Origin of the sequence: Paenibacillus jepli (assembly GCF_047238105.1) — a bacterium.
Taxonomy (GTDB): domain Bacteria; phylum Bacillota; class Bacilli; order Paenibacillales; family Paenibacillaceae; genus Paenibacillus_D.
Genome location: NZ_JBDFMD010000001.1, coordinates 1,327,498 through 1,349,503, shown reverse-complemented (window position 1 = coordinate 1,349,503; position 22,006 = coordinate 1,327,498). Strand labels below are relative to the sequence as shown.

The following is a 22,006-nucleotide window of genomic DNA, read 5'->3' as shown; positions in this document are numbered from 1 at the left end:
ATATATGTTGTGTATTAATTATATATATGATACATTAATTACGCAAAGCAACTCGGTTTACTGTAGTTTAGACAAGTGGTTCAACCGAATATTGCCATCATATAGGGGGGGATGCGGCATCGAGCTGTCAGCGCGTCAGTTGGAGATCATGAATATTGTCAAGCAGCACGCGCCGATCATTGGCGAGCAGCTCGCCGAGATGCTGGGCGTCAGCAGACCGACGCTCCGTTCGGATCTGTCGCTCCTGGTCATGCTGGGCTTGCTGGACGCCAAGCCCAAGGTGGGCTATTTTCTAGGCACGGCCTACCGGCAGGACAATGCTGCCTTGCAGGGACTGAAGACCATGAAGGTCCGTGACATGCAGGGCGTGCCCGTCAGCATCGTGGAATCGTTGTCGGTGCATGACGCGGTAGTTACACTGTTCATGGAGAACGCCAATACGCTGCTCGTCGTGGGCGAGCATAACCATTTTATGGGCATCGTCACGCCAAAGGATCTGCTGAAGGTCACACTGGGCAATTCGAGTGCCGCGACAATACCGGTCAGCATGGTCATGACCCGTTATCCGAATATTGTTACCGTGCATCCCGACGATCCTGTCACTGAAGCCGTCAGGAAGATGATTACGCATCAGCTGGACTGTCTGCCTGTCCTTGAGCGCAAGGAGGAGGGAGCTGAGGCGGTAGGCTGGGTAACGAAGACCAATGTCATTCATCTACTGAAGGATCTGGTGACAGCAGCGGAATAGGGGGAACATACGTTGACACAACAGCAGCGGATCATCTATGTCTGTTCGGATGCCGTAGGAGAAACAGCAGAAGCAGTAGCCAGAGCGGCGATGCGCCAGTTTGCGGCAGAAGACGTCAAACTGCAGCGCTACGGCCACATCCGCAGCGAGGAGGAGATCGCGGCCATCGTGCGCGAGGCAGCAGCGGCCGGCGGTTTCATCGCGTTCACGCTGGTGCAGCCTGAGCTGCGCGAGATGATGAAGGAGGAAGCTCAGCAGCGGGGCGTGCGGATCGTCGATGTGATGGGGCCGATGATGCAGGCCTACATAGACACTTTTAACGGCTTGCCGAGGCGTGAGCCGGGGCTGCTGCACACGCTCGACGACGCTTATTATCAACGGATCGATGCGGTGGAGTTCGCGGTTAACTTTGACGATGGCAAGGATGCGCGCGGCCTGCTGCAGGCCGAAGTAGTGCTGATCGGCGTCTCGCGGACGTCGAAGACGCCGCTCAGCATCTACCTGGCCCACAAGGGCATCAAAGTGGCCAATCTCCCGCTCATGCCGGAGGTGAAGCCGCCGGCCGAGCTCATCCCATCGGCGGAGCGCCTCATCGTCGGCCTGACGATGGATCCTGCCCAGATGGTCAAGATCCGCTCCGAGCGTCTGAAGTCGATGGGCCTGCCCGCCGTCTCGCGTTATGCGTCGGAAGAGCGTATCCACGAGGAGCTGCGGTATGCTTATGAAGTGATGCGGTCGCTGAGTTGTCCGGTTATCGATGTGACAGACCGGGCGATTGAGGAGACGGCTGGGATTATCGTGACTTGGATGCATGAGCGGGAGCGTACGCCGCAATACGACAGATAATCTCAGACTGCCGGAGGGAGCACTTCCGAGATGGTGAGGAGGAATCATAATGGAACGAGAGCTAGCGCTAGAGTTGGTCCGGGTTACGGAACTGGCTGCTCTGGCAGCCGCGCCCTGGATGGGCAGAGGCGACAAGAACAGCGCCGACGGCGCGGCGACAGAGGCGATGCGGCGGATGTTTGACTCGATTACGATCCAGGGAACAGTGGTAATAGGGGAAGGCGAGATGGATGAAGCGCCGATGCTCTACATTGGCGAGCAAGTAGGCAATCTCCAGGGACCGGCCGTCGATGTCGCGGTCGACCCGCTGGAGGGGACGGAGATCGTCGCCATGGGTCTGAACAATGCGATGTCCGTTCTGGCTATCGCACCGCAGGGCCAGCTGCTGCACGCACCGGATATGTATATGGAGAAGCTTGCGGTAGGCCCGGCATTGGCTGGCAAGCTGAGCATCCGCGATCCGATCCGCACCACGGTGGAGAAGGCCGCGCTGGCACTGAATAAACCGCTCTCGGACCTGACAGTGATCCTGCTGGACCGGCCGCGGCATGCGGAGTTGGTGCAGGATTTGAGAGAGGCTGGCGTGCGGATCAAATTTCTCTCGGCCGGCGATGTGGCCGGGGCGATGGCACCGGCGTTTCCCGAGACGGGCATCGATCTGTACGTTGGCTCGGGCGGTGCGCCGGAAGGCGTGCTCGCGGCCGCGGCGCTCAAGTGTCTGGGTGGCGAGATTCAGGGCCGGCTGATGCCCGAGGACGAGGAGCAGTTCGAACGCTGTGTGGCGATGGGGATCACCGAGCCGAAGCGGGTGCTCAGCATGGATGATATGGTCGGCACCGGCGATGTGATCTTCACCGCGACGGGCGTGACGCCGGGCGAATTTCTCGGCGGGGTCCGCTATCTGCCCGACCAGCGGGCCGAGACCCACTCGGTAGTCATGCGGGTGAAGACGCAGACGATCCGTTATATCCGTTCGCTGCACTATTTGCCGAACAAAGCATTGCTCAGAGGCGACAACCAATCCAAGTAAAGGGGTGTTCACGGGTGGAAAGAACATTTGTCATGGTAAAGCCGGATGGATTCGAGCGGGGGCTGATCGGCGATATCGTCAGCCGTTTTGAGAAGAAGGGTTTGCAGCTCAAAGCGGCCAAGGTAATGACGATCCCTACGGCGCTAGCGGAACAGCACTACCAGGAGCACAAGGAAAAAGCGTTCTTCGGCGAGCTCGTCGACTTTATTACTTCCGGTCCGGTATTTGCGATGATCTGGGAAGGCGACAAGGCGGTTACCCATGCGCGTACGCTGATCGGCAAGACCAATCCGGCGGAGGCGGCGCCCGGCACGATCCGCGGCGATTACGCCTTGATCGTCGACAGCAACGTCGTGCACGGCGCCGACTCGCCGCAGAGCGCCGAGCGCGAGATCGGGCTGTTCTTCGGCGGGGAGTAAGTTACCGTTGACGGAATTGGAAGAAATATGATATAGTAGGACCAAATAAACAGGGAACACGTGACGGAAGCACCGTACATTACGCAGCGCATGCGTAATTTACGGTGCTTTTTTGCGTTGTCCCGGAAGGAAAGGAGACACCCGCATGAAACAAGGCCATCTGATCATCGCGGCGAAAGAACAGGACTATATCCAGCGGCTGGCATCCTATATGCGGGATGCAGAGTTCGGTGCCAGCTGGCAGGTGACGGCGTTTTCGCATCCACCGGCGCTAAAGCAATATCTCAAAAATGGTTATCCTGCAGATCTGCTGCTGGCACAGCCAGTGTTTCTTGAGGAAACGGGTGAGCTGCTGTCCTCCGGCGCAGTCGTAGCCGAGCTGGTTCGCCAGCACGGAGGAGGGGAGCGGGGAAGCGAAGTGCTGCAGTTTCAGCCGCTTCCACAGCTCCTGCAGCAGTTGACGGCGCTGCACAGGGAAGCTGCCGGAAGCAGCGTCCAGCCGATCAGGAAGCAGGGCTCGCCGCTCGTCGCTGCGGTTTATTCGGCGGTAGGCGGGATCGGCAAGACGACGCTGGCCCTGCATCTGGCCAGAGCAGCGGCGATGCAGCACAAGAAGGTGTTCTATCTCAACCTCGAGCAGTGGAATGCGGTCGGTGCAGCGCTCGGAGACGCGGCTGACGACGGCTTCTCGCGGATGCTCTACGGCCTCCAGGCCCAGCCGGACCAGGCGTATGCCAGGTTCAGGGAACTGCGCAGACCGCATCCGCTCCTGCACTGCGATACGTTCCCGCCGCCGCAGGGGTCCGGTGAACGCAGCGCATTGACTGGTACGGTCGCGGCTTCGCTGCTGGAGACGATCGCCAGCGGCGGCGAGTACGAGCTGATCGTGGTGGATATGGACAGCTGGATGGATGACGTGTATGCGCACGTAGCCAGAGCTTCGCAGCTGGTGTTCTGGCTTTGCTCCGACGATGCCGCAGTCCGCGGCAAGACCGGCTATGCGCTGGAGCAGTTGAAGAAGCTCAGCGGGTCCACTGCGCATTTGCTGATGAGCCGGCTCCGGATGATCCGGGTCGGCCCGGAGGCGGATAGCCGTCCTGTGACAGCAGGTTGGCATACGGATGGCACGCTCCCGCTGGTGCCGCAGTGGCAGGCGCCTGATCCGTCGCCTGTACCGTTTGCCTCCCCGCAGTACCGTCAAGCGGTGGACGTGCTGATCCGCCAGCTGATCTGGCCGGAGGGAGGCGAAGCTGTTGATCGTAGCAGAGGAGGTGGTGCTGGGGCTGAGGAGCCATATTCGCGAGCGCATTGATCTGGTCGGCGCGGTGACCGACAGCGAGCTGACAGACCTTATCGAGCAGGCCGTCTTCAGATGGGAGGGCTCCGCTGCGATGACATCGACGGAGAAGCTGCAGCTCGTCCGCAGACTGTTTCACTCGTTCCGCGGACTTGATGTCCTCCAGCCGCTGATGGACGATCCGGCAGTAACCGAGATCATGATCAACGATTATGATGATATCTTCATCGAACAGGGGGGAGGGATGAGCCGTTATCCTCATGCTTTCGAGAGCCGGGAGCGGCTGGAGGATCTGATCCAGAGCGTGGTGGCCCGCGTCAACCGCGTCGTCAACGAGTCTTCGCCGATCGTCGACGCCAGGCTGCCTGACGGATCCCGTGTTCATGTCGTCCTGCCGCCGATCGCGCTCAAGGGCCCGACGATGACGATCCGCAAGTTCCCCGAGCAGCCGCTCCTGATGGCGGATCTGATCCGGATGGGAGCGGTCAGCGAAGAAGCTGCTGAGCTGCTGCGCAAGCTGGTCGTCGCCAAGTACAACATCTTCATCAGCGGCGGCACCGGCTCGGGCAAGACAACGTTCCTCAATGCACTATCCCAGTTCATCCCGGCGGATGAGCGGATCGTCACGATCGAGGACTCGGCGGAGCTGCAGATCCGTACCGTGCCCAACCTGGTGTCGCTGGAGACGCGCAACGCCAATACGGAAGGCAAGGGCGAGATCCCGATGCGGGAGCTCATCCGGGCTTCGCTGCGGATGCGGCCCTCCCGGATCGTCGTCGGCGAGGTCCGGGGCGGCGAGGCGTTGGATATGCTGCAGGCCATGAATACCGGACATGACGGTTCGCTATCCACCGGCCATGCTAACAACACCCGAGACATGATAGGTCGGCTGGAGACGATGGTGCTGAGCGCTGCCGAGCTGCCGATTCCCGTCATCCGGCAGCAGATTGCTTCGGCGATCGATGTGATGATCCACCTCTCCCGGCTGCGGGACCGCAGCCGCAGAGTGACGGAGATCAGCGAAGTCACCGGGTTGGAAGATGGAGAGGTGCGGACGCGCTCCCTGTACCGGTTCGTCGAAGAGGGAGAGCATGAGGGACGGATCGTCGGGTCGCTGCAGACGACGGGTGAGGCGATGCGGCACATAGCCAAGCTGCAGATGGCGGGACTTGCGGGGAGGGGGAGCGGGTGATGCCGGAGCTGACCGATTACCGGGTCTACCAGCTGAGCCAAGGTCAGCATGTATTGGCGGTAGCTGTGGGGGCCTTGATCGCATTCGCAGCGTCGTATTTGTTCTATCGTTCCATCATTGTGGCATGTGTGTGTGCCGCAGCAGGGCTCTTGATGCCTAGGTGGTGGCGCCAGGTGTTGGCGGAGCAGCGGCGTCAGCGGCTCCGATTGCAGTTCAAGGAGGCGCTCGCTTCACTCACCTCTTCATTAGCGGCAGGACGCTCGGTGGAGAATGCCTTCCGTTCGCTCGCGGGCGACCTGCAGCTGATCTACCCCGATTCGCGGACGGACATCCTGCGCGAGTTTACGATGATCCGGATCCGGCTGGACAACGGCGAGTCGCTGGAGCCGGTGCTGCGGCAATTCAGCGAGCGTGCGGGGGTCGAAGATATTACCCATTTCGTTGATGTATTTGCGACAGGCAAACGTACCGGAGGAGACCTGGTCGAGATTATCCGGTCGACCTCGCAGACCATCGGCGAGAAGCTGGATATTCAGTTGGAGCTCGGGGTGATGATCGCGCAAAAGAAGTTTGAGAGCCGCATTATGATGGCGATTCCGTTTATCTTCCTGGGCTTCCTGGCCGCTGCTGCGCCGGACTACATGGCGCCGCTCTACGCGAGTCCTATCGGCTACGTGCTGCTGACAGTGTGCCTGGTGGTGCTCGGCCTGTGCTACTGGTTCATGATCAGGCTGATGGCGATTCGCATCTGAGGGAAAGGAGGAGGGGGCTATGGTGCTGGCGCAATTTGCCGCAGCCTTGCTGGTGATCCTTTGGGCAACCGGATACGGCTGGGCGGCGCTGCAGCTAAGACAGACACGAGGCGGCCCGCGGGGCAAGCGCAATGAACCGCTTGCTTGGCATCTTACGCTGCCGTGGCTGGCGGCAGCCGAACGCTTCAATCTTTGGGAACAGCTGCAGTCTTTCCTGACGATTCTGCACAGCCGTTTGCTTATCCTAAACGGCGAACGCCACACGTTCGACGACACGAAGCGTGAGCTGGCGCTGGCCGTTTCTTATGGCTATGCGGCCTTGACAGTTGCGGCTCTAATGGCCTGGCAGAGCGGGGAGCCGGCGATCCTGGCGATCGGCGCGGTGATCGCCGGCATCATCCCTGCGGCCAAGCTCCGCGACCTGAAGACGCGCATCCAGCGCCGCAGGCAGGAAGTGCTGCTGGCGATGCCGGAGCTGATCAGTCATCTGATGCTGTTGATCGGCGCCGGCGAGACGCTCCAGCGGGCGCTGCTGCGTTGTCAGGCGAGCCATGTCAAGGAAACGGCCGCCGGTCATCCGCTGTATGCGGAGCTGACCCGGATGTGCCGCGACATGCACAATGGCGTCGCTTTTCATATTGCGCTGGAGGGCTTCAGCAAGCGCTGTGCCGTCCAGGAGGTGTCGATGTTCACGACCAATCTGCTGCTCAACTACAGGCGCGGCGGCGACCGGCTCCGGCTCTCGCTGCGGGAGTTGTCCTATATGCTGTGGGAAAAGCGCAAGTCGGTCTCCCGCACCTTGGGCGAGGAGGCTTCCTCCAAGCTGGTCTTTCCGCTAGTGGTCATTTTCATGGTGCTGATGGTCATCGTGGCTTCGCCCGCGATATTGATGATGTCTTGAGTGGTTACCTACAAACTGAGGAGTGTGAAGCAAGGATGATGAATTTGAACCAGGCTGTGAAGCAATTTTGGGACGAGGAAGACGGGATCGGGACGCTGGAGATTGTGTTGATTATTGCGGTTGTTATATTGATTGCCCTTCTTTTTAAGGATTGGATCATGGAATTGGTAGAAAGATTATTGGGCCAAGCGGAAGGCAAGGCAAACGAAATTTTTGAATGATGGCGGCGCTCTATTCCATCAAAAGCTCTCGCTCGCTGCGTTCTCTTGTCCGTGGCGAGCGAGGAAGCTTCACCATCGAAGCCAGCCTCGTCTTCCCCGCAGTGTTAGTAGCCCTGCTGGCGATGCTATTCATGAGCATGTATGTCTATCAGAAGGTCGTGCTTTATCACAGCGCTTCGCTGACCGCCGGCCGGGCGGCTCACAGCTGGGACAACAGCCACCGGGATGCGATGAGCGGACTGGCGCCTGCCGGCCAGTATGATGCGCTCTATTGGCGGCTTCACGATGATCATATGCTGGATTCGCTGTTCGGTCTGGTGGCGGACACGGAGCCCGTGCGGGTACAACTGCCTGATGGTGGAACAAGTGAAGGGGGGCTGCCGACTACTAAGCTGTCGGCAGCCGCCGTCTTCATCCCTGAAGCATATGGGGGGGACCTGACCTTTGAAGGCGGCTTGCTGCAGCGTACCGTGACTGCACGGGTGAGGCAGCCGATCCGGATCGCGCCATTGGAGTATCTGATCGGCCATTCGGAGCCCCAGGCCCGGGCCGCGGGTACAGTCGTTGATCCGGTGGAGTTCATTCGCAGCGTTGATCTGGTTAGGTACTACACGGCCAAGTTCGGCGATGGCGCAGATACCAATGCGAAGCGGTCGCAGGCGGCAGAGATCCTGCGCGGCCGCGCCGCCAAAGGAGGCGGCAAGCAATGACTCTGCACACCAAGCAATCCTCCAAACCCCGTCGCCGCGATTTTTTTGGCAGCCCCGACGGCGCGATCACCGTCTTCTTCTCGCTGGTCATGGCCGGCATTCTCCTGTTCACGGCGGTGCTTATCGATTTCGGCCGCATTGCGGCAGCTGACCGTAAGCTGGAGATCGCGGCTCAAAGCGGCATCCGCTCTGTGCTGTCCGCGTATGATGAGATGCTCTACAGCCGGTACGGCCTGTTTGCGCGCGGCGGTTCGGATGCAGACGGCATTTTGGAGCGGGTCGCGGACCAAAGCTTGACATCCCCCGAAGGGGGATTCCAGCTGCTGCCGATGGAGCGGGAGGCTTCGCACGTCAACCCGTCGCAGGTGATGGGCACCCATGACGTGTTCAAACGACAGGTGCTAGAAGAGATGAAATACAAAGCGCCGATTGACTTCACAATGGACATGATCTCCCGCTTCAAGCCGCTCTCCGGCGCGATGAAAGAGGCGACTGCGACCGTCAATTTGTTGGAGCAGATGCGCAAGTTGTACGAGTCGCGGGAGAAAGCGCTAAAGGAAGCCTTGACCTTGCAGCGCACAGTGGCTGCCATCGGTGCTGATTCCGGGTTGAAGAAGCTGATTCCGACCACGATCGGCTCGCATTTGAACGACCAGACAGCCTGGGGAATCGTGGCCGAATATGGCAATTACACGGCTTGGCTGGCCAGTGATGCGCGTACGGAGGACGGTACCGGTCTGCTATATGCCGCAGCAATCGCAGCCTATCAGTCTTCGGCCCGCAGTACGGCCGACGAGATCTATCAAGCAGCCTCTAGAGCGCTTGTTCGCCAAGATCCGCTCCTGCAAGAGGCAATAGCAGAGGTGGAGAAGGCGCAAGATGCCAACCGCGCAATGCATGAGCTGGCAAAGTCTGCTGCTGCTTCGGCACCCGGCGGCTACGACCGCTTGCAAAACGCAGATAGTCCGGGCGTGTCGGGGGATGGGGTAACTTCCGAGGTAAGCGAGGAGTTGGTCAGCATTCGCAAGATGGCCGATGATCTAGTGCTGGCAGATGACTATTTTGAATTATACAAGACCGAGATTCGCGAACAGTTGACTGACTTCCGGGCGGTAGAGATGGAGGGCAACGCCTTTCGGGCGACGGTCAACGCAGCCCTCAACAGCTTGTCTGCCCATCCTATGCTCGAGGAGTCGCTTGGCAGTCTGAACCTCAGCTTTACAAGCTATATCACGCGTTATTCCCAGCCCGGTACAGTGCTAGAGCAGCGACACCTCAAGCTTCCGGCCAACGGTCCCACGGCCAAGCTCCAAAAAGAAAAGGAGGCTGCTGCGGCCGGGATGATGAAGGACGCTCGTGCCCTCCTGCAGCGGATGTCGCTAAGCCCGCAGATCGATGAGCATAGAGAAGCTTTTGAACAGCTGCGTGCGCGTTTTGAGGATAGTGTGCGTTTTAATGCTTATACGGGAGACGCAGGGCCAGCCGATGGCGGTTCTGATGCGAGCGAAGAGACGGCCAGCACGGAAGCAGAGCAAGCGATGAACGGTCTGGGCGGGTTGTTCGGCAGCATGGGCGAGGCAGTGACCGACTTTCGCGATACGCTCTATCTCAACGAATTTGCCGCCCAGCGTTTTGCGCATTTCCCGCCCCAGAAGCTTCAGAATCTGTTCACGGACGGGGGGAGCGAGGAGTTCGCCCATTCGCTTAACGTAAGCCAGCAGGAACTGGAGTATGTGCTGTACGGGATTCATCATCCGGCAGGCAACGTCTCGGCCGCGTACGGCGAGATTTTTGCAGTCCGGCTGGCGATCCGCACGATGGAAGGACTGATCGAAAGCCGCGGGCTCGGCCATCCGCTGCTGATCCTGGCTGCGGCTGTTGTCTATGGCATCGCCAAGTCGGTCGAGGATGTATTGGAGCTGGTGCGTACAGGCAAGACCGAGTTGTCCAAATACGCCAAGGTGGATGTGAGATATGTGGATTATTTGCGGATATTTCTCATGGTGCAGAGCTCGGCGGAGACCAAGATGTCGAGGATGATCGCCCTGATGGAACACAACACGGGCTATCGGCTGGCGATGATGCCGACCGGGGCTTCTGCGGAGATCACCGCTTCGCTGCGGCTGTGGTTTTTGCCCGGGATGATGAAGCAGCTTGCCCGTACAGGGCTGCTGGACGGAAAGGTAACGGGGAATCGCTATGAATCAACGAAAACAGTGGCCTGGTCTTATTCGTAGTCGCAGGGACGAAAGCGGGGGTATCGTACTGGAGGCGGCGCTGCTGCTGCCGCTGGTCTTGTTCGTATTGTTGTTTTTTATCTTTTTGGTGCAGCTGGCCGCAGCGCAGATGGCTTTGAACGATGCAGCTTCGCAGGTCGTCCGGCAGACGGCCGCCCATCTTCATCCGGCCATGCTGGCAGCCGACCGGCTGCCGAAGCGCCCCGATCCGGAGCAGCAGCGGCTGCCGCTGGCGGATATGGGACAGGCTGCGGAGGCGCTGGCCCGGTGGCTTCCCGATCCGGCAGGAGCCCTGATTGAAGCAGCCGTCTCGGGCGACTGGAGCGATGTGGAGGATATGGCTTCATCGTATCTGGCCTCCCGGGTCGCGGAGCCGCTCCTGCGCCGTGTCGCTGAGCCGAGCGTATTGGATGTGGAGCGCCTTAGCGTAGAGAATATGAAGCTGCCGGATCTGCAAGGACGCGATGAAGCTTACCTGGAGCTGACGGTAGCTTATGACTATCCCCTGGGCCTGCCATTTACGCCGCGTTCTCTGACGCTGCACGGGCGTGTATCTGAGCGTGTATGGATTCCTGATGCGGTGCCTTCCGATTCCGGGCGTATGGCCGTTGACGATGCAGGCCTCCTGCAGATCATCGGCATTCAACCAGATCCTGTCAGGCCGGGCCGCAAAGCCAGACTGAGTGTGCGCACGGATCCTGGAGCGGCAGTCGTGCTAGCCGTGCAGTACAAAAGCGGGTCCAGCAAGGCGCGTCATCTGGGGGAAGCGACTGCCGACGAGAACGGCTATGTCGAGTGGGAATGGCATGTCTCCGGCAATACCACTCCGGGGACCTGGGAGCTCTCCGTGACAGGACCTGACGGCAGACAGGTCGGGATGCATTTTGATGTCGTCAAAGCCAATACCCAGTAGTGTATGTTCAAAATGTAAAGGAGCTTAATGATGATGACTATCACAGGCACGGCTGCTCTCCTGATCGTCGCGGCGGCGCTATTCACCGATGTCCGGGCGATGATCATACCGAATCGTCTGACCTTAACAGCCTGTCTAGCCGGTTTGCTGTACCAGGGGGTAATGGGCGGCTGGGGCGGGCTGGCGGAGGCTCTGCTGGGCACAGCAGCAGGCTTTGGACCGCTTCTCATCCTATACCTGTTAAAGGGTGTCGGTGCCGGCGATGTCAAGCTGTTCGGGGCGCTGGGCGCATGGCTGGGACCAGCCGCCGTCCTTCAGGTGCTGTGCTATTCTATATTGTTTGCCGGATTGATTGGGGTGATCATCCTTGTGATTCATCGGCCCTTTTTCTATCGTTGCGTAGATGTGCTGCGGAGTTGGTTCCGTTTGGGAGGGACCAGTGGGACGATGGACGGCTCAGAGGCTAAGCAGCGTCTGCGCTTTCCCTTTATGCTGGCAGTTGCACCGGCTGCCTTGATTTACTTCCTGATTTGAATTGGAGAGGAGAACCGAAATGGAACCATTCCGGATGGATTTTGCCATGCAGCGCGGACATGAGATGTTGCTGGACCGGGAAACGGGGATTGTGCGCGCAGAGCTGGATGAACTGGAACTGAGCATGCTGCAAGCGGCTGACATGCCGCGATTGCTCAAGATGGACTGGTACGACCTGGACGGGCGTATCACATTTCGTTACGTACTGGCGGGCAAACGCATGCTGTCGCATCGGCTGCAGACAGGACCCTTTACGATGAGGCAATATTACCAGTTGATGCTGACCATAGTGGAAGCGCTGGATGACTGCAAACATTATATGCTGCGCAGCGAAGCGATCCTGCTGCATGAGCATTACATGTATGTAGGCGAGGCCTGGTCGGATATTGGGCTGGCATACATGCCGCTGCGCGAAGAGCCGGAGCAGCCGGTAAGAGAGAGACTGATGGCGCTCGCTGTCCGTTGGACGATCCATGTCGAGCAGGTCAATGGCGCCGGACTGCAGCGAATGCTTCGCGAGCTTGGCACATCAAGCGCGGATTGGACCGGCATCCGCGAGCTGCTCTTGGAGCTGACTGCCCTGGCAGCTTTGCCAGATGCGGCCCGGGTACAGAAGCAGCAGATCGGAGCAGTTGAACCGTCGACATATGTGCAGAGCAAAGCTCGGCCGGCTGCGGTACAATCGCGCATGGATGCCCAGCCGTCCCTTCGTCGAGAGCAGGATCTGCGTCCTCCTGCGGCTGCATCGCCTTCACTGGACGTGAAGGCTGCCTCGTGGCACGGTAGTCCCAAGCCGTCCGCAGCAGCAATTGCTCGCGACCCATTGGATCTGCCCGCTCCCGAGAGTCTGGCAACCAAACAGCCGGAGGGGGTGGCCTCCAGACGGAAGATTATCATTGGCGCGATCGTTGCGGTGGCTGCCGCATTGGTGTGGCGCTACGGATATATGGATGCGCCTACCATGCAGCGAGCCATGTTCTGCGGGGGCTTGACCCTGCTCATGGCAGCGGCCGGTTATTGGGTGTGGCGAAGATCGGATAGTGCGGAGGAGACGAAGCTAGAAGCGGAGAGCGCCATTGAGCAGGAAATCCGGGACTACGAGGTGGAACAATCCGCTTGGCGGTGGGGCGGCTGGGAAAGACAGCAGGAGGAAGCTGAGGCAGCACCTGCCGTTCCTGCTTCAGGTCCTGTTTCTGTTCCGGTGTCTTCTATAATCGCATCCGCCACCGAAGCTGGAGGGAGCGCAGCAGGCTGGCAGGTGCCGGACTCGCCAGTCAACCCGCCGACAGTCCCCGCACCGTTACCCGGAAGCGAGGAAACCGTGCTTTTGGGCGCTGCGTCAATGACCGCGCAGCTTAACGGCCACAGCGAAGCGTACCTGGAACGGTTGTGGGAAGGGCGCGCAGAGCGTGTACCGTTATCAGGGGGGCGCTTCGTCATCGGCCGATCCGGCGAAAATGCGGATTACGTGGACGCCAGCTCCGGCCTGTCCCGCTCTCACTTGGAGATCCTCAAGGAAAAGGCGGGGTATGCTGCCAAGGATCTGGGTTCCCGCAACGGCAGCCTGCTCAATGGCGAATCCATGATTCCTTACAAGCTGTACCAGATCCAGCCCGGCGACCAGTTGCAGCTGGCAGGCAGCCACGGGGCGGTCTATACGTTTCAAGGCCATTGACAGGAGCAAGGGGAAATTCCTGTCGGCGCAGAATAACGAGTATGAAAAATCGTATTTATTTATGCGGAATCTCGAAAAAAGGTGCTCCAGCTGTCAGCCGACTAAATCCTTCATTGCCAGATCTACGGTCGGATAGCGGAATTCAAAGCCGTGCTCCTGCGCCCGGCGGGGCAGCACCCGCTGCCCTTCCAGCAGCAGGACGGAAAGCTCGCCGAACAGCATCTTCATCAATACAGACGGTACTGGAAACCAATGCGGCCTGCCCATCGCCCGCGCGATCGCTCGGCCGAACTGGTCATTCGTCACCGGATCCGGGCTGCTGGCGTTGACAGGCCCTTCGGCGGCATCGTTATCGATGCAGAACAGGATGAGGTTGACCATATCGTCCATATGGATCCAGGAAACCGGCTGACGTCCGCTGCCGACCCTGCCGCCCCCGAACAGACGATACGGCAGTGCCATCAGGGGGAAGGCGCCGCCATCCCGGCCCAGTACCAGACTGACCCGGAGCTTGACAAGCCGGTCGGTCTCGATCTTGTCTGCGGCTGCTTCCCATTGGTCGACGACATGGGCGAGGAAGTCAGTCAGACGCGCTTTGCTCGTCTCATCGAAGGTCTCATGCTCTGACGTACCATAGATGGATACGCCCGAAGCATTGACCACGACGGCAGGCCGTCGCGCAAGCGAGTGCGTCAGTTTGGCGATACGGTCTGCTGCCTCCAGGCGCGAGTTCAGTATTCGTTTCTTGGCCTTATCGGTCCAGCGCTGGTTGATCGATTCGCCAGCCAGATTGACGATCGCTTCTACGCCATCCAGCTGCCGGGGCCCGCTGTCAAGCTCATCCCATGTCGCTATATGAAGCCGTTCATGGCTTTTTTTGACACTGTCTTTGGAGCGCGTGATAATCCATACCTCGTCGCCCCGCTCCAGGAGCGCATCTACCAATCTGCTGCCCACGAATCCACTGCCGCCCGTCACCGCCACCTTCATCGCCTTCACCCTTTATTTTGTATTTGTACCTCTAATTATTGTGCGGCCTCGATCGTAACCAGCCACAGCTGGGTTACCTGCTCACCGCCCACATCCTGGGTTTCTTCGTAATACTCGAACTGAACCTGGCTATCCGGTTCGAGGGCATTGATCGCTTCCGTCATCGCATCCTCATACTGAAATGCGGTCGGTCCGTCCACCGTCTCGATCTCGATGGAATGCGTGTCCATGATTCCTACGAACGTTCCCTCTCCGGCCATGGTCTCGGCTTCTGCGGGTACATCGCCTTCCTGAGCCGGCGGCGTCTCGGCGTTCGTCGGCTCCTCAGGCGTCAGTTCGGGTTCCGGCTCGACCTCAGGTGCCGGATCTATCGGGGTATTGTCTGGTGACGGTACCGTCTCATTACCCGGATCGGCTGGCGTATTGCCCGTATTGTTGCTGCAGGCAGCCGTCACGGCCATGAGGATCACCAGCACCAGCAACAACAGCATCCGGGGGCTATGTAGGTAAGAGGAATTTTTTTTCTTCATTATGCGTACACCTCCTGATAGTTTAACGATTCATTACCCTGGGAGGGTGCGGCTCAATCGTCACAGCTCGAGCTGACACAAACCCGTCAAACTGCGCTAGCGACAAGAAACCCCGTCCTGTATCAGTTGGACGAGGTCTTGGATGGCTGGAGCAAATGCTCGTATGGGGAATAGTCAATGTTTTGTTTTTTTAGGAACGAAATCAGACTGCGGTAGTCCCGTGGCGGCGTGGCCAAAATATAGCCTTCGATGCAATGATCTCTTGTGACCTCGGTGGCGCCGCTCTCAATGGCAACCTGACCGATTCGTGCTGCAATGGAGTGCTTGGCGATATCCCGGAAAGGGGTTGGCACGGGTGAAGCGAGCTGATCCAGGAACTGCTTGGACTCCTCCGTCCACATCGGCCGGCTGCGCTCTACCCAGTAATTCTGCCAATCCAGCTTGGATTTGCCGTCCTGCTTGGGCAGCACCTTCAAAAATTTGCGAAACATAAAAAAACCGCCAATCGCCATAAATACAACCATGACGACGCCCCAGAACACGATGAAATACATAAAGCCGTCGGGTGCGCTAGGCATCTTCCAATCACCTCACTAGTAATTATACCGTATTCCTAGATTTATTTCGATATTCCCTGTAAAATAAGATGAACCAGATATGGAAGGGAGCAAGATAGGCCATGTTGAAGATTGGCTCGCATGTCTCATTCTCCGGTAAAGGGCTGCTGACGGCGGCGCAGGAAGCGTCGACGTACGGATCCAGCTCCTTTATGATCTACACCGGCGCCCCGCAGAATACCCGGCGCAAGCCGATGGAAGAGTTATATATTAATGAAGGCAAGGAAGCGATGCAAGCGCAGGGGATCGACGAGATCGTCGTCCATGCGCCGTATATTATTAATCTCGGCTCTTATAAAGATGCCACATATAAGCTTGCGGTAGACTTCCTGCAGGAAGAAATCCGGCGCACCCATCAGATCGGCGTCCGCAACATCGTCCTGCATCCCGGTGCATACACGGATAAAGATGCCGAGTATGGGATTGCCCGGATCGCCGAGGGTCTGAACGAGGTGCTCGGCGGCACGAAGGAGACGGATGTCAATATTGCGCTGGAGACGATGGCCGGCAAAGGGACGGAGATCGGACGCAGCTTTGAGGAGCTGGCCAGGATCATCGACAAGGTCGAGGAGAATGACCGGCTCACGGTATGTATGGACACTTGCCACATGCATGATGCCGGTTATGATCTGATCCATGATCTGGACGGCGTTCTTCAGCAATTCGATGACATCATCGGACTGAACCGGGTAGCGGTCGTCCACGTCAATGACACCAAAAATCCGCGCGGCGCCGGCAAAGACCGTCATGCGCCGGTGGGTGCAGGATGGCTCGGCCATGAGGCGCTCTATGCGATCGTCCATCACGAGCGGCTCGCAGGACGGCCGTTCATCCTCGAGACGCCATGGATCGGCAAGGACGCCAAGACGCAACGGCCGATGTACGAAGCGGAGATCGCTCTGCTCCGAGGCGATGTGCACAAGCGGTTCGGCGGCGAGTTCCTGGAACAAGTCGAGCGGTTGCACCATTTCTTTGAGAAGGAAGCGATCGACCCGCGCAGCTTCGTGCTCGGCGCCTGGGATACGCTCAAGAATGACGCCAAGGCCAAAAAAGCCGATCCCCGCGAACCGATGGAGAGACTCTATGATCTCGTCATCGAGAACCGGGTACTGCCCGATCTGGGCGAGGAAGCCGTCAATCAGCGGATTACGGCCTGGTTTGCCGGCAAATCGCTGCTGGTCAATGCATAAATTCCCATCTCGTGCGATAACAAGGAAGGAAGATAATAGTTATGCCTGCAAACACGTACCAATCCCCGCATTACAAAGAAGACCCGGCCAAACGCAACAGGGCGCGGATGCTGATCTCCTGTCCGGACCGTCCGGGCATCGTGGCAGCGGTGTCGCATTTCCTGCATGAGCAGGGGGCCAATATCGTCCAGTCGGATCAGTATACGATGAACCCCGAGGGAGGCATGTTCTTCATCCGCTTCGAGTTTGACCTGGCTGATCTGGACAAGCAGCTGCCTGTGCTGCAGGAGGACTTCGGGCGGATCGCCGACCGCTTCCAGATGAAGTGGTCGACCTTCCGGGCGAGCCGCAAGAAACGGCTGGCCATCTTCGTCTCCAAAGAGGATCATTGTCTGCTGGAGCTGCTCTGGCAGTGGCAGGCCGGCGATCTCGACGCCGAGATCGCGATGGTTATCAGCAACCACCCGGATATGCAAGGGGTCGTCGAATCGTTCGGCATCCCGTTCCACCATGTGCCGGTAACCGCGGATACCAAAGGCGAAGCCGAGAAGAAGCAGCTGGAGCTCGTCGCCGATAAGGTCGATGTGATCGTGCTGGCTCGATATATGCAGATCATCACACCGAAGTTTATCGAGCACTATCCGAACCGCATCATCAACATTCATCACTCATTCCTGCCTGCGTTCGTTGGCGGCAAGCCTTATGCGCAAGCCTATACGCGCGGCGTCAAGATCATCGGCGCGACCGCCCACTTCGTCACCGAAGAGCTGGATGGCGGCCCGATCATCGAGCAGGATATCCAGCGCGTCAGCCATCGCGACAATGTCGACGATCTGAAGCGGATCGGCCGGACGATCGAGCGCACTGTGCTGGCAAGAGCTGTGAAATGGCATATCGAAGATCGTATTTTGGTTCATGGCAACAAGACGGTTGTTTTTAACTAGCAATCGACACTAAGGCCGCAGACCGGGAATCCCGGCTTCTGCGGTCTTTATTCTGTTTATCATCCAATTAAGCGCTTGCTTTGTTTGACAGGGACCAGTTGAACCGCCAGTTTTACGTTTTATTGTACATACTAGGTAGCAGGTATGGAAAAGCAGGGTCGCAAATGGTACAATATTTCATAGCCATTGCGGAGATCACTCACGCAAAAACAGAGATAGAGACAAGCAAGGTGAAACGGCTGGCGCCTTCCTTGCGGCGCGGCAAGTTTCATTCCGGAGAAATATAGAGAAAGTATAGCGAAATGAAATACTTTCCTATATTTTGAAAAAAAGCATGACCAGAACAGGTATGGGAGGAAATTCAAACATGACAGTTACTCAAAAATCTATCGATCAGCTATCGATCGATACGATCCGGACGCTCGCCATCGACGCGATCGAGAAAGCGAAGTCCGGCCATCCAGGCATGCCTATGGGGGCAGCTCCGATGGGTTATCAATTGTTTGCCAAAAACATGAATCACAACCCGTCCAATCCGACGTGGCTGAACCGCGACCGCTTCGTATTGTCTGCGGGTCACGGCTCCATGCTGCTGTACAGCCTGCTTCACTTGTCCGGTTATGATCTGCCGCTGGAAGAGCTGAAGAACTTCCGCCAATGGGATTCCAAAACTCCGGGTCATCCGGAATGGGGCCACACCGCCGGTGTAGATGCGACTACCGGTCCGCTCGGGCAAGGCCTGGGCATGTCGGTCGGTATGGCGATCGCAGAAGCTCAGCTGGCTGCAACCTACAATAAAGAAAATTTCGATCTTATTAACCACTTCACATATGTTATCTGCGGCGACGGAGATCTGATGGAAGGCATCTCCAGCGAGGCAGCTTCGCTCGCCGGTCACCTCAAGCTCGGCAAGCTGATCGTGCTGTATGATTCCAATGATATCTCGCTCGACGGCGAGCTGAATCTCTCCTTCTCGGAGAACGCGCAACAGCGCTTCGAAGCTTATGGCTGGCAAGTGCTGCGCGTAGAAGACGGCAATGATCTGCCGGCTCTCGAGAAAGCGATCGCCGAGGCGCAAGCCGAGAGCGGCAAGCCGACCCTGATCGAGGTCAAAACGGTCATCGGGTACGGCAGCCCGAACAAAGGCGGCAAAGGCGGACATGCCGGACCGCACGGCTCGCCGCTGGGAGCGGATGAGACCAAGCTCACCAAAGAAGCTTACAACTGGACGGCTGACGAGGATTTCTTCGTGCCGGACGAAGTCCGCGGACACTTCGCGGACGTCAAGAAACGCGGCGAAGAAGCCAACCAGACGTGGGACAAGCTGCTCGCAGCCTACAAAGAAGCTTATCCTGAGCTTGGCGCTCAGCTCGAACAAGCGGTAGCCGGCGAACTGCCGGAAGGCTGGGACAGCGAACTGCCGTCGTACAGCCCTGAGGACAAAGCGGTATCGACACGCGTAGCTGGCGGTAATGCACTAAATGCCCTGGCTGCCAAGGTGCCTAGTATCGTGGGCGGTTCCGCTGACCTGGAGAGCTCGACGATGACCCATCTCAAAGGTCTGCCGGTCTTCAAAGCAGGCAACTATGACGGCCGCAACATCTACTTCGGCGTACGTGAGTTCGGTATGGCAGCAGCGATGAACGGCATCATGCTGCATGGTGGCCTCAAGGTGTACGGCGGTACGTTCTTCGTCTTCACCGACTATCTCCGTCCGGCCGTGCGTCTGGCGGCGATCCAGAAGCTGCCTGTTGTCTATGTGCTGACACATGACAGTATCGCCGTCGGCGAAGACGGCCCGACGCATGAGCCGATCGAGCAGCTCGCTTCGATCCGCGTCATCCCGGATCTGACGGTGATCCGTCCGGCCGATGCGAACGAGACGTCTGCAGCTTGGGCATATGCTGTAGAGAACACCGGCAAACCGGTCGCACTCGTCCTGACGCGTCAAAATCTGCCGATCCTGCCGGGTACGGCCGAGCAGGCGCGCGAGGGCATCAAGCGCGGCGCTTATGTGGTCTCCAAGGAAGAGGGTCAGGCGCAAGCTCAACTGATCGCTACCGGTTCCGAGGTGCAGCTGGCTGTAGCCGCGCAGAAAGCGCTGGCCGAAGAGGGCATCCAGGTACGCGTCATCAGCATGCCGAGCTGGGATCTGTTCGATGCGCAATCCAAGGAATACCGCCAATCCGTTCTGCTGCCTGACGTCAAAGCGCGTCTGGCGATCGAGATGGCTTCGCCGTTCGGCTGGGAGCGTTATGTCGGCGACGAGGGCGATATCCTCGGCATCTCCACCTTTGGCGCTTCCGCTCCTGGCGACCGCGTCATCAAGGAGTACGGCTTCACGGTCGAGAATGTCGTCAGCAAAGTTAAAGCGCTGCTGTAATCTATAACAGACGGGTTAGTCCAACCTTAGCATAAAGGAGCTTGCGCACCATGTCCCAATTCGATCAAGTATCCGTCGTCAAAAAAGCCAACATCTATTTTGACGGCAAAGTGACCAGCCGCGCGGTCATCTTCCCGGACGGCACCAAGAAGACGCTTGGCATCATGCTGCCGGGCGAGTATGAGTTTGGTACCGATCAGAAAGAAATCATGGAGATCCTGGCTGGCGACCTGAAGGTGCTGCTGCCAGGGGAGACCGAGTGGCTGCACATCCGGGGCGAAGGGGAATTCACCGTTCCTGCCAATGCCAAGTTCAAGCTGCAGATCGCAGCTGTAACCGACTACTGCTGCTCCTATATTAGCGAGTAGGATGAGGAAAGGACTGCTACAGGCTATCCGCTGCGGCGATTGCCGGGCAGTCCTTTACTGTGCGGTGCACGCGCTGCCTTGTGTGCCAATTGGTCTTCCATTAATCTAAAGCTGTTGCGAGCTATGAACCTGAATCACTACAAGGAGGAGATCTACTAATGAGCAAAGCCGTTTCTTTCGACTATAGCAAAGCGTCCGCATTTGTCGGACAGCATGAGGTGGACTATCTGGAAGGAGCCGTACGACTGGCTCATGAGCAACTACATAATGGCACAGGAGCGGGTTCGGATTACCTGGGCTGGATCGACCTTCCAGTCAACTATGACAAAGAAGAATTTGCCCGCATCGAGCAGGCCGCCAAGAAAATCCAAGGTGACTCCGACGTGCTGGTCGTCATCGGCATCGGTGGTTCCTACCTGGGCGCCCGCGCCGCAATCGAGATGCTCTCCCATTCCTTCTACAATGTTCAGACAAGCGAGCAGCGCAAGACGCCGCAGATTTTCTTCGCTGGCAACAACATCAGCTCCACATATGTCACCCATCTGAAGCAGCTGCTTGAAGGCCGCAACTGGTCGATCAACGTCATCTCCAAATCGGGCACCACGACCGAGCCGGCCATTGCCTTCCGGATTTTCCGCGATGCTCTGGAGCAGCAATATGGCAAGGAAGAGGCACGCAAGCGGATTTATGCTACTACGGACCGGGAGAAGGGCGCACTGAAAAAACTGGCGACGGAAGAAGGCTATGAGTCATTTATCATCCCTGACGATGTAGGCGGACGTTATTCCGTCCTGACTGCTGTGGGCCTCCTGCCGATTGCAGCCGCGGGTATCGATATCAAGGCGATGATGGAAGGCGCGGCCGATGCTTCCAAAGAGTACAGCAACCCGAACCTGGCAGAGAACGAGAGCTATCAGTATGCCGCTGTCCGCAACGCGCTCTATCGCAAGGGCAAGGATATCGAGATTCTCGTAAACTATGAGCCATCTCTGCATTTCGTCTCCGAGTGGTGGAAGCAGCTGTACGGCGAGAGTGAGGGCAAGGATTTTAAAGGCATCTTCCCGGCGGCCGTAGACTTCTCGACCGACCTTCACTCGATGGGCCAATTCATCCAGGAGGGCAACCGCAACCTGTTCGAGACGGTCATCCAGGTAGGCGAAGTGCCGGAGCAGATCACGATCGAGCGGACGGAAGACGATCTCGACGGACTCAATTTCCTGGCTGGCAAAACATTGGACTTCGTGAACAAAAAAGCATTCGAAGGCACACTGCTTGCGCACACGGACGGCAATGTCCCGAACCTCGTAGTCAATATCAAGGACATGACGCCATACACCTTCGGCTACCTTGTCTACTTCTTCGAGAAGGCTTGCGGCATCAGCGGCTATCTGTTGGGTGTCAATCCGTTCGACCAGCCTGGGGTCGAGGCCTATAAGAAAAACATGTTTGCGCTGCTGGGCAAACCGGGCTTCGAGAAAGAAAAAGCCGAGCTGGAAGCCCGCCTGTAAG

Annotated in this window: 22 protein-coding genes; 19 read left to right on the top strand and 3 right to left on the bottom strand. The window is 58.2% G+C overall.

Features of this window, described 5'->3' with window-relative positions:
* Positions 1-139: 139 nt before the first annotated feature.
* From ABC336_RS06185 to ABC336_RS06120, 14 genes are all read left to right on the top strand, one after another.
* Positions 140-748: a CBS domain-containing protein gene (locus ABC336_RS06185; RefSeq protein ID WP_413242448.1), complete on the top strand. Its 609-nt coding sequence runs from the start codon at positions 140-142 to the stop codon at positions 746-748.
* 12 nt (positions 749-760) lie between these two features.
* Entirely contained in the window at positions 761-1,594 is an 834-nt protein-coding gene (locus tag ABC336_RS06180; protein ID WP_413237842.1) for a pyruvate, water dikinase regulatory protein, read from the top strand.
* A 49-nt stretch (positions 1,595-1,643) separates the two neighbouring features.
* A complete protein-coding gene (gene glpX / locus ABC336_RS06175; RefSeq protein ID WP_413237841.1) occupies positions 1,644-2,624 on the top strand; it encodes a class II fructose-bisphosphatase in 981 nt (326 codons plus the stop codon).
* A gap of 14 nt (positions 2,625-2,638) precedes the next feature.
* On the top strand, positions 2,639-3,043 hold the full coding sequence (gene ndk / locus ABC336_RS06170; protein WP_413237840.1) for a nucleoside-diphosphate kinase: 405 nt from the start codon (positions 2,639-2,641) through the stop codon (positions 3,041-3,043).
* 145 nt (positions 3,044-3,188) lie between these two features.
* A complete protein-coding gene (locus ABC336_RS06165) occupies positions 3,189-4,355 on the top strand; it encodes a P-loop NTPase family protein (protein WP_413237839.1) in 1,167 nt (388 codons plus the stop codon).
* Positions 4,297-5,532 carry a TadA family conjugal transfer-associated ATPase gene (locus ABC336_RS06160; protein ID WP_413237838.1) on the top strand — a complete coding sequence of 412 codons (1,236 nt, stop codon included), beginning with the start codon at positions 4,297-4,299 and terminating at the stop codon, positions 5,530-5,532. The genes ABC336_RS06165 and ABC336_RS06160 overlap by 59 nt, the downstream gene beginning before the upstream one ends.
* Positions 5,532-6,284, top strand: coding sequence for a type II secretion system F family protein (locus tag ABC336_RS06155; protein WP_413242447.1), 753 nt, complete (start codon positions 5,532-5,534; stop codon positions 6,282-6,284). The genes ABC336_RS06160 and ABC336_RS06155 overlap by 1 nt, the downstream gene beginning before the upstream one ends.
* Positions 6,285-6,303: 19 nt before the next feature.
* Positions 6,304-7,185, top strand: a complete 882-nt coding sequence (locus tag ABC336_RS06150) for a type II secretion system F family protein (RefSeq protein ID WP_413237837.1) — start codon at positions 6,304-6,306, stop codon at positions 7,183-7,185.
* A gap of 35 nt (positions 7,186-7,220) precedes the next feature.
* The gene (locus ABC336_RS06145; RefSeq protein ID WP_413237836.1) at positions 7,221-7,406 is read left to right on the top strand and encodes a Flp1 family type IVb pilin; all 186 of its coding nucleotides are present in this window, start codon (positions 7,221-7,223) and stop codon (positions 7,404-7,406) included.
* Positions 7,403-8,116, top strand: coding sequence for a TadE/TadG family type IV pilus assembly protein (locus ABC336_RS06140; protein ID WP_413237835.1), 714 nt, complete (start codon positions 7,403-7,405; stop codon positions 8,114-8,116). The genes ABC336_RS06145 and ABC336_RS06140 overlap by 4 nt, the downstream gene beginning before the upstream one ends.
* On the top strand, positions 8,113-10,353 hold the full coding sequence (locus tag ABC336_RS06135; RefSeq protein WP_413237834.1) for a TadE/TadG family type IV pilus assembly protein: 2,241 nt from the start codon (positions 8,113-8,115) through the stop codon (positions 10,351-10,353). Before ABC336_RS06140 ends, ABC336_RS06135 begins: the two co-directional genes overlap by 4 nt.
* Entirely contained in the window at positions 10,316-11,266 is a 951-nt protein-coding gene (locus ABC336_RS06130; RefSeq protein ID WP_413237833.1) for a hypothetical protein, read from the top strand. Before ABC336_RS06135 ends, ABC336_RS06130 begins: the two co-directional genes overlap by 38 nt.
* Positions 11,267-11,293: 27 nt before the next feature.
* A complete protein-coding gene (locus ABC336_RS06125; RefSeq protein WP_413237832.1) occupies positions 11,294-11,800 on the top strand; it encodes an A24 family peptidase in 507 nt (168 codons plus the stop codon).
* Positions 11,801-11,819: 19 nt separating this feature from the next.
* Positions 11,820-13,475 carry a DUF6382 domain-containing protein gene (locus ABC336_RS06120; protein WP_413237831.1) on the top strand — a complete coding sequence of 552 codons (1,656 nt, stop codon included), beginning with the start codon at positions 11,820-11,822 and terminating at the stop codon, positions 13,473-13,475.
* A gap of 93 nt (positions 13,476-13,568) precedes the next feature.
* On the opposite strand, the gene ABC336_RS06115 is transcribed toward ABC336_RS06120, so the two are convergent.
* The 3 genes from ABC336_RS06115 to ABC336_RS06105 all read right to left on the bottom strand — a co-directional run bounded on the left by ABC336_RS06115 (position 13,569) and on the right by ABC336_RS06105 (position 15,573).
* Positions 13,569-14,465 carry a TIGR01777 family oxidoreductase gene (locus ABC336_RS06115; protein WP_413237830.1) on the bottom strand — a complete coding sequence of 299 codons (897 nt, stop codon included), beginning with the start codon at positions 14,463-14,465 and terminating at the stop codon, positions 13,569-13,571.
* A 35-nt stretch (positions 14,466-14,500) separates the two neighbouring features.
* Positions 14,501-14,995, bottom strand: a complete 495-nt coding sequence (locus tag ABC336_RS06110) for a hypothetical protein (protein ID WP_413237829.1) — start codon at positions 14,993-14,995, stop codon at positions 14,501-14,503.
* A 122-nt stretch (positions 14,996-15,117) separates the two neighbouring features.
* Positions 15,118-15,573: a DUF2621 domain-containing protein gene (locus ABC336_RS06105; protein ID WP_413237828.1), complete on the bottom strand. Its 456-nt coding sequence runs from the start codon at positions 15,571-15,573 to the stop codon at positions 15,118-15,120.
* Between the two features lie 101 nt (positions 15,574-15,674).
* Between ABC336_RS06105 and ABC336_RS06100 the strand changes: the two genes are divergently transcribed.
* The 5 genes from ABC336_RS06100 to ABC336_RS06080 all read left to right on the top strand — a co-directional run bounded on the left by ABC336_RS06100 (position 15,675) and on the right by ABC336_RS06080 (position 22,005).
* A complete protein-coding gene (locus ABC336_RS06100; protein WP_413237827.1) occupies positions 15,675-16,802 on the top strand; it encodes a deoxyribonuclease IV in 1,128 nt (375 codons plus the stop codon).
* A 41-nt stretch (positions 16,803-16,843) separates the two neighbouring features.
* Positions 16,844-17,746, top strand: coding sequence for a formyltetrahydrofolate deformylase (gene purU / locus ABC336_RS06095; protein WP_413237826.1), 903 nt, complete (start codon positions 16,844-16,846; stop codon positions 17,744-17,746).
* Between the two features lie 367 nt (positions 17,747-18,113).
* The gene (gene tkt, locus ABC336_RS06090) at positions 18,114-20,129 is read left to right on the top strand and encodes a transketolase (RefSeq protein WP_413237825.1); all 2,016 of its coding nucleotides are present in this window, start codon (positions 18,114-18,116) and stop codon (positions 20,127-20,129) included.
* 50 nt (positions 20,130-20,179) lie between these two features.
* A complete protein-coding gene (ppnP, locus tag ABC336_RS06085) occupies positions 20,180-20,497 on the top strand; it encodes a pyrimidine/purine nucleoside phosphorylase (protein WP_413237824.1) in 318 nt (105 codons plus the stop codon).
* A gap of 158 nt (positions 20,498-20,655) precedes the next feature.
* Positions 20,656-22,005: a glucose-6-phosphate isomerase gene (locus ABC336_RS06080; RefSeq protein ID WP_413237823.1), complete on the top strand. Its 1,350-nt coding sequence runs from the start codon at positions 20,656-20,658 to the stop codon at positions 22,003-22,005.
* Position 22,006 lies beyond the last annotated feature (1 nt).

Bases quoted from the DNA above. Each gene is read 5' to 3' on its own strand.
- glpX (WP_413237841.1), top strand. From the start codon at position 1,644: ATGGAACGAGAGCTAGCGCTAGAGTTGGTCCGGGTTACGGAACTGGCT.
- ABC336_RS06165 (WP_413237839.1), top strand. From the start codon at position 3,189: ATGAAACAAGGCCATCTGATCATCGCGGCGAAAGAACAGGACTATATC.
- ABC336_RS06155 (WP_413242447.1), top strand. From the start codon at position 5,532: ATGCCGGAGCTGACCGATTACCGGGTCTACCAGCTGAGCCAAGGTCAG.
- ABC336_RS06150 (WP_413237837.1), top strand. From the start codon at position 6,304: ATGGTGCTGGCGCAATTTGCCGCAGCCTTGCTGGTGATCCTTTGGGCA.
- ABC336_RS06145 (WP_413237836.1), top strand. From the start codon at position 7,221: ATGATGAATTTGAACCAGGCTGTGAAGCAATTTTGGGACGAGGAAGAC.
- ABC336_RS06140 (WP_413237835.1), top strand. From the start codon at position 7,403: ATGATGGCGGCGCTCTATTCCATCAAAAGCTCTCGCTCGCTGCGTTCT.
- ABC336_RS06135 (WP_413237834.1), top strand. From the start codon at position 8,113: ATGACTCTGCACACCAAGCAATCCTCCAAACCCCGTCGCCGCGATTTT.
- ABC336_RS06130 (WP_413237833.1), top strand. From the start codon at position 10,316: ATGAATCAACGAAAACAGTGGCCTGGTCTTATTCGTAGTCGCAGGGAC.
- ABC336_RS06125 (WP_413237832.1), top strand. From the start codon at position 11,294: ATGATGATGACTATCACAGGCACGGCTGCTCTCCTGATCGTCGCGGCG.
- ABC336_RS06120 (WP_413237831.1), top strand. From the start codon at position 11,820: ATGGAACCATTCCGGATGGATTTTGCCATGCAGCGCGGACATGAGATG.
- ABC336_RS06115 (WP_413237830.1), bottom strand. From the start codon at position 14,465: ATGAAGGTGGCGGTGACGGGCGGCAGTGGATTCGTGGGCAGCAGATTG.
- ABC336_RS06110 (WP_413237829.1), bottom strand. From the start codon at position 14,995: ATGAAGAAAAAAAATTCCTCTTACCTACATAGCCCCCGGATGCTGTTG.
- ABC336_RS06105 (WP_413237828.1), bottom strand. From the start codon at position 15,573: ATGCCTAGCGCACCCGACGGCTTTATGTATTTCATCGTGTTCTGGGGC.
- ABC336_RS06100 (WP_413237827.1), top strand. From the start codon at position 15,675: ATGTTGAAGATTGGCTCGCATGTCTCATTCTCCGGTAAAGGGCTGCTG.
- purU (WP_413237826.1), top strand. From the start codon at position 16,844: ATGCCTGCAAACACGTACCAATCCCCGCATTACAAAGAAGACCCGGCC.
- tkt (WP_413237825.1), top strand. From the start codon at position 18,114: ATGACAGTTACTCAAAAATCTATCGATCAGCTATCGATCGATACGATC.
- ppnP (WP_413237824.1), top strand. From the start codon at position 20,180: ATGTCCCAATTCGATCAAGTATCCGTCGTCAAAAAAGCCAACATCTAT.
- ABC336_RS06080 (WP_413237823.1), top strand. From the start codon at position 20,656: ATGAGCAAAGCCGTTTCTTTCGACTATAGCAAAGCGTCCGCATTTGTC.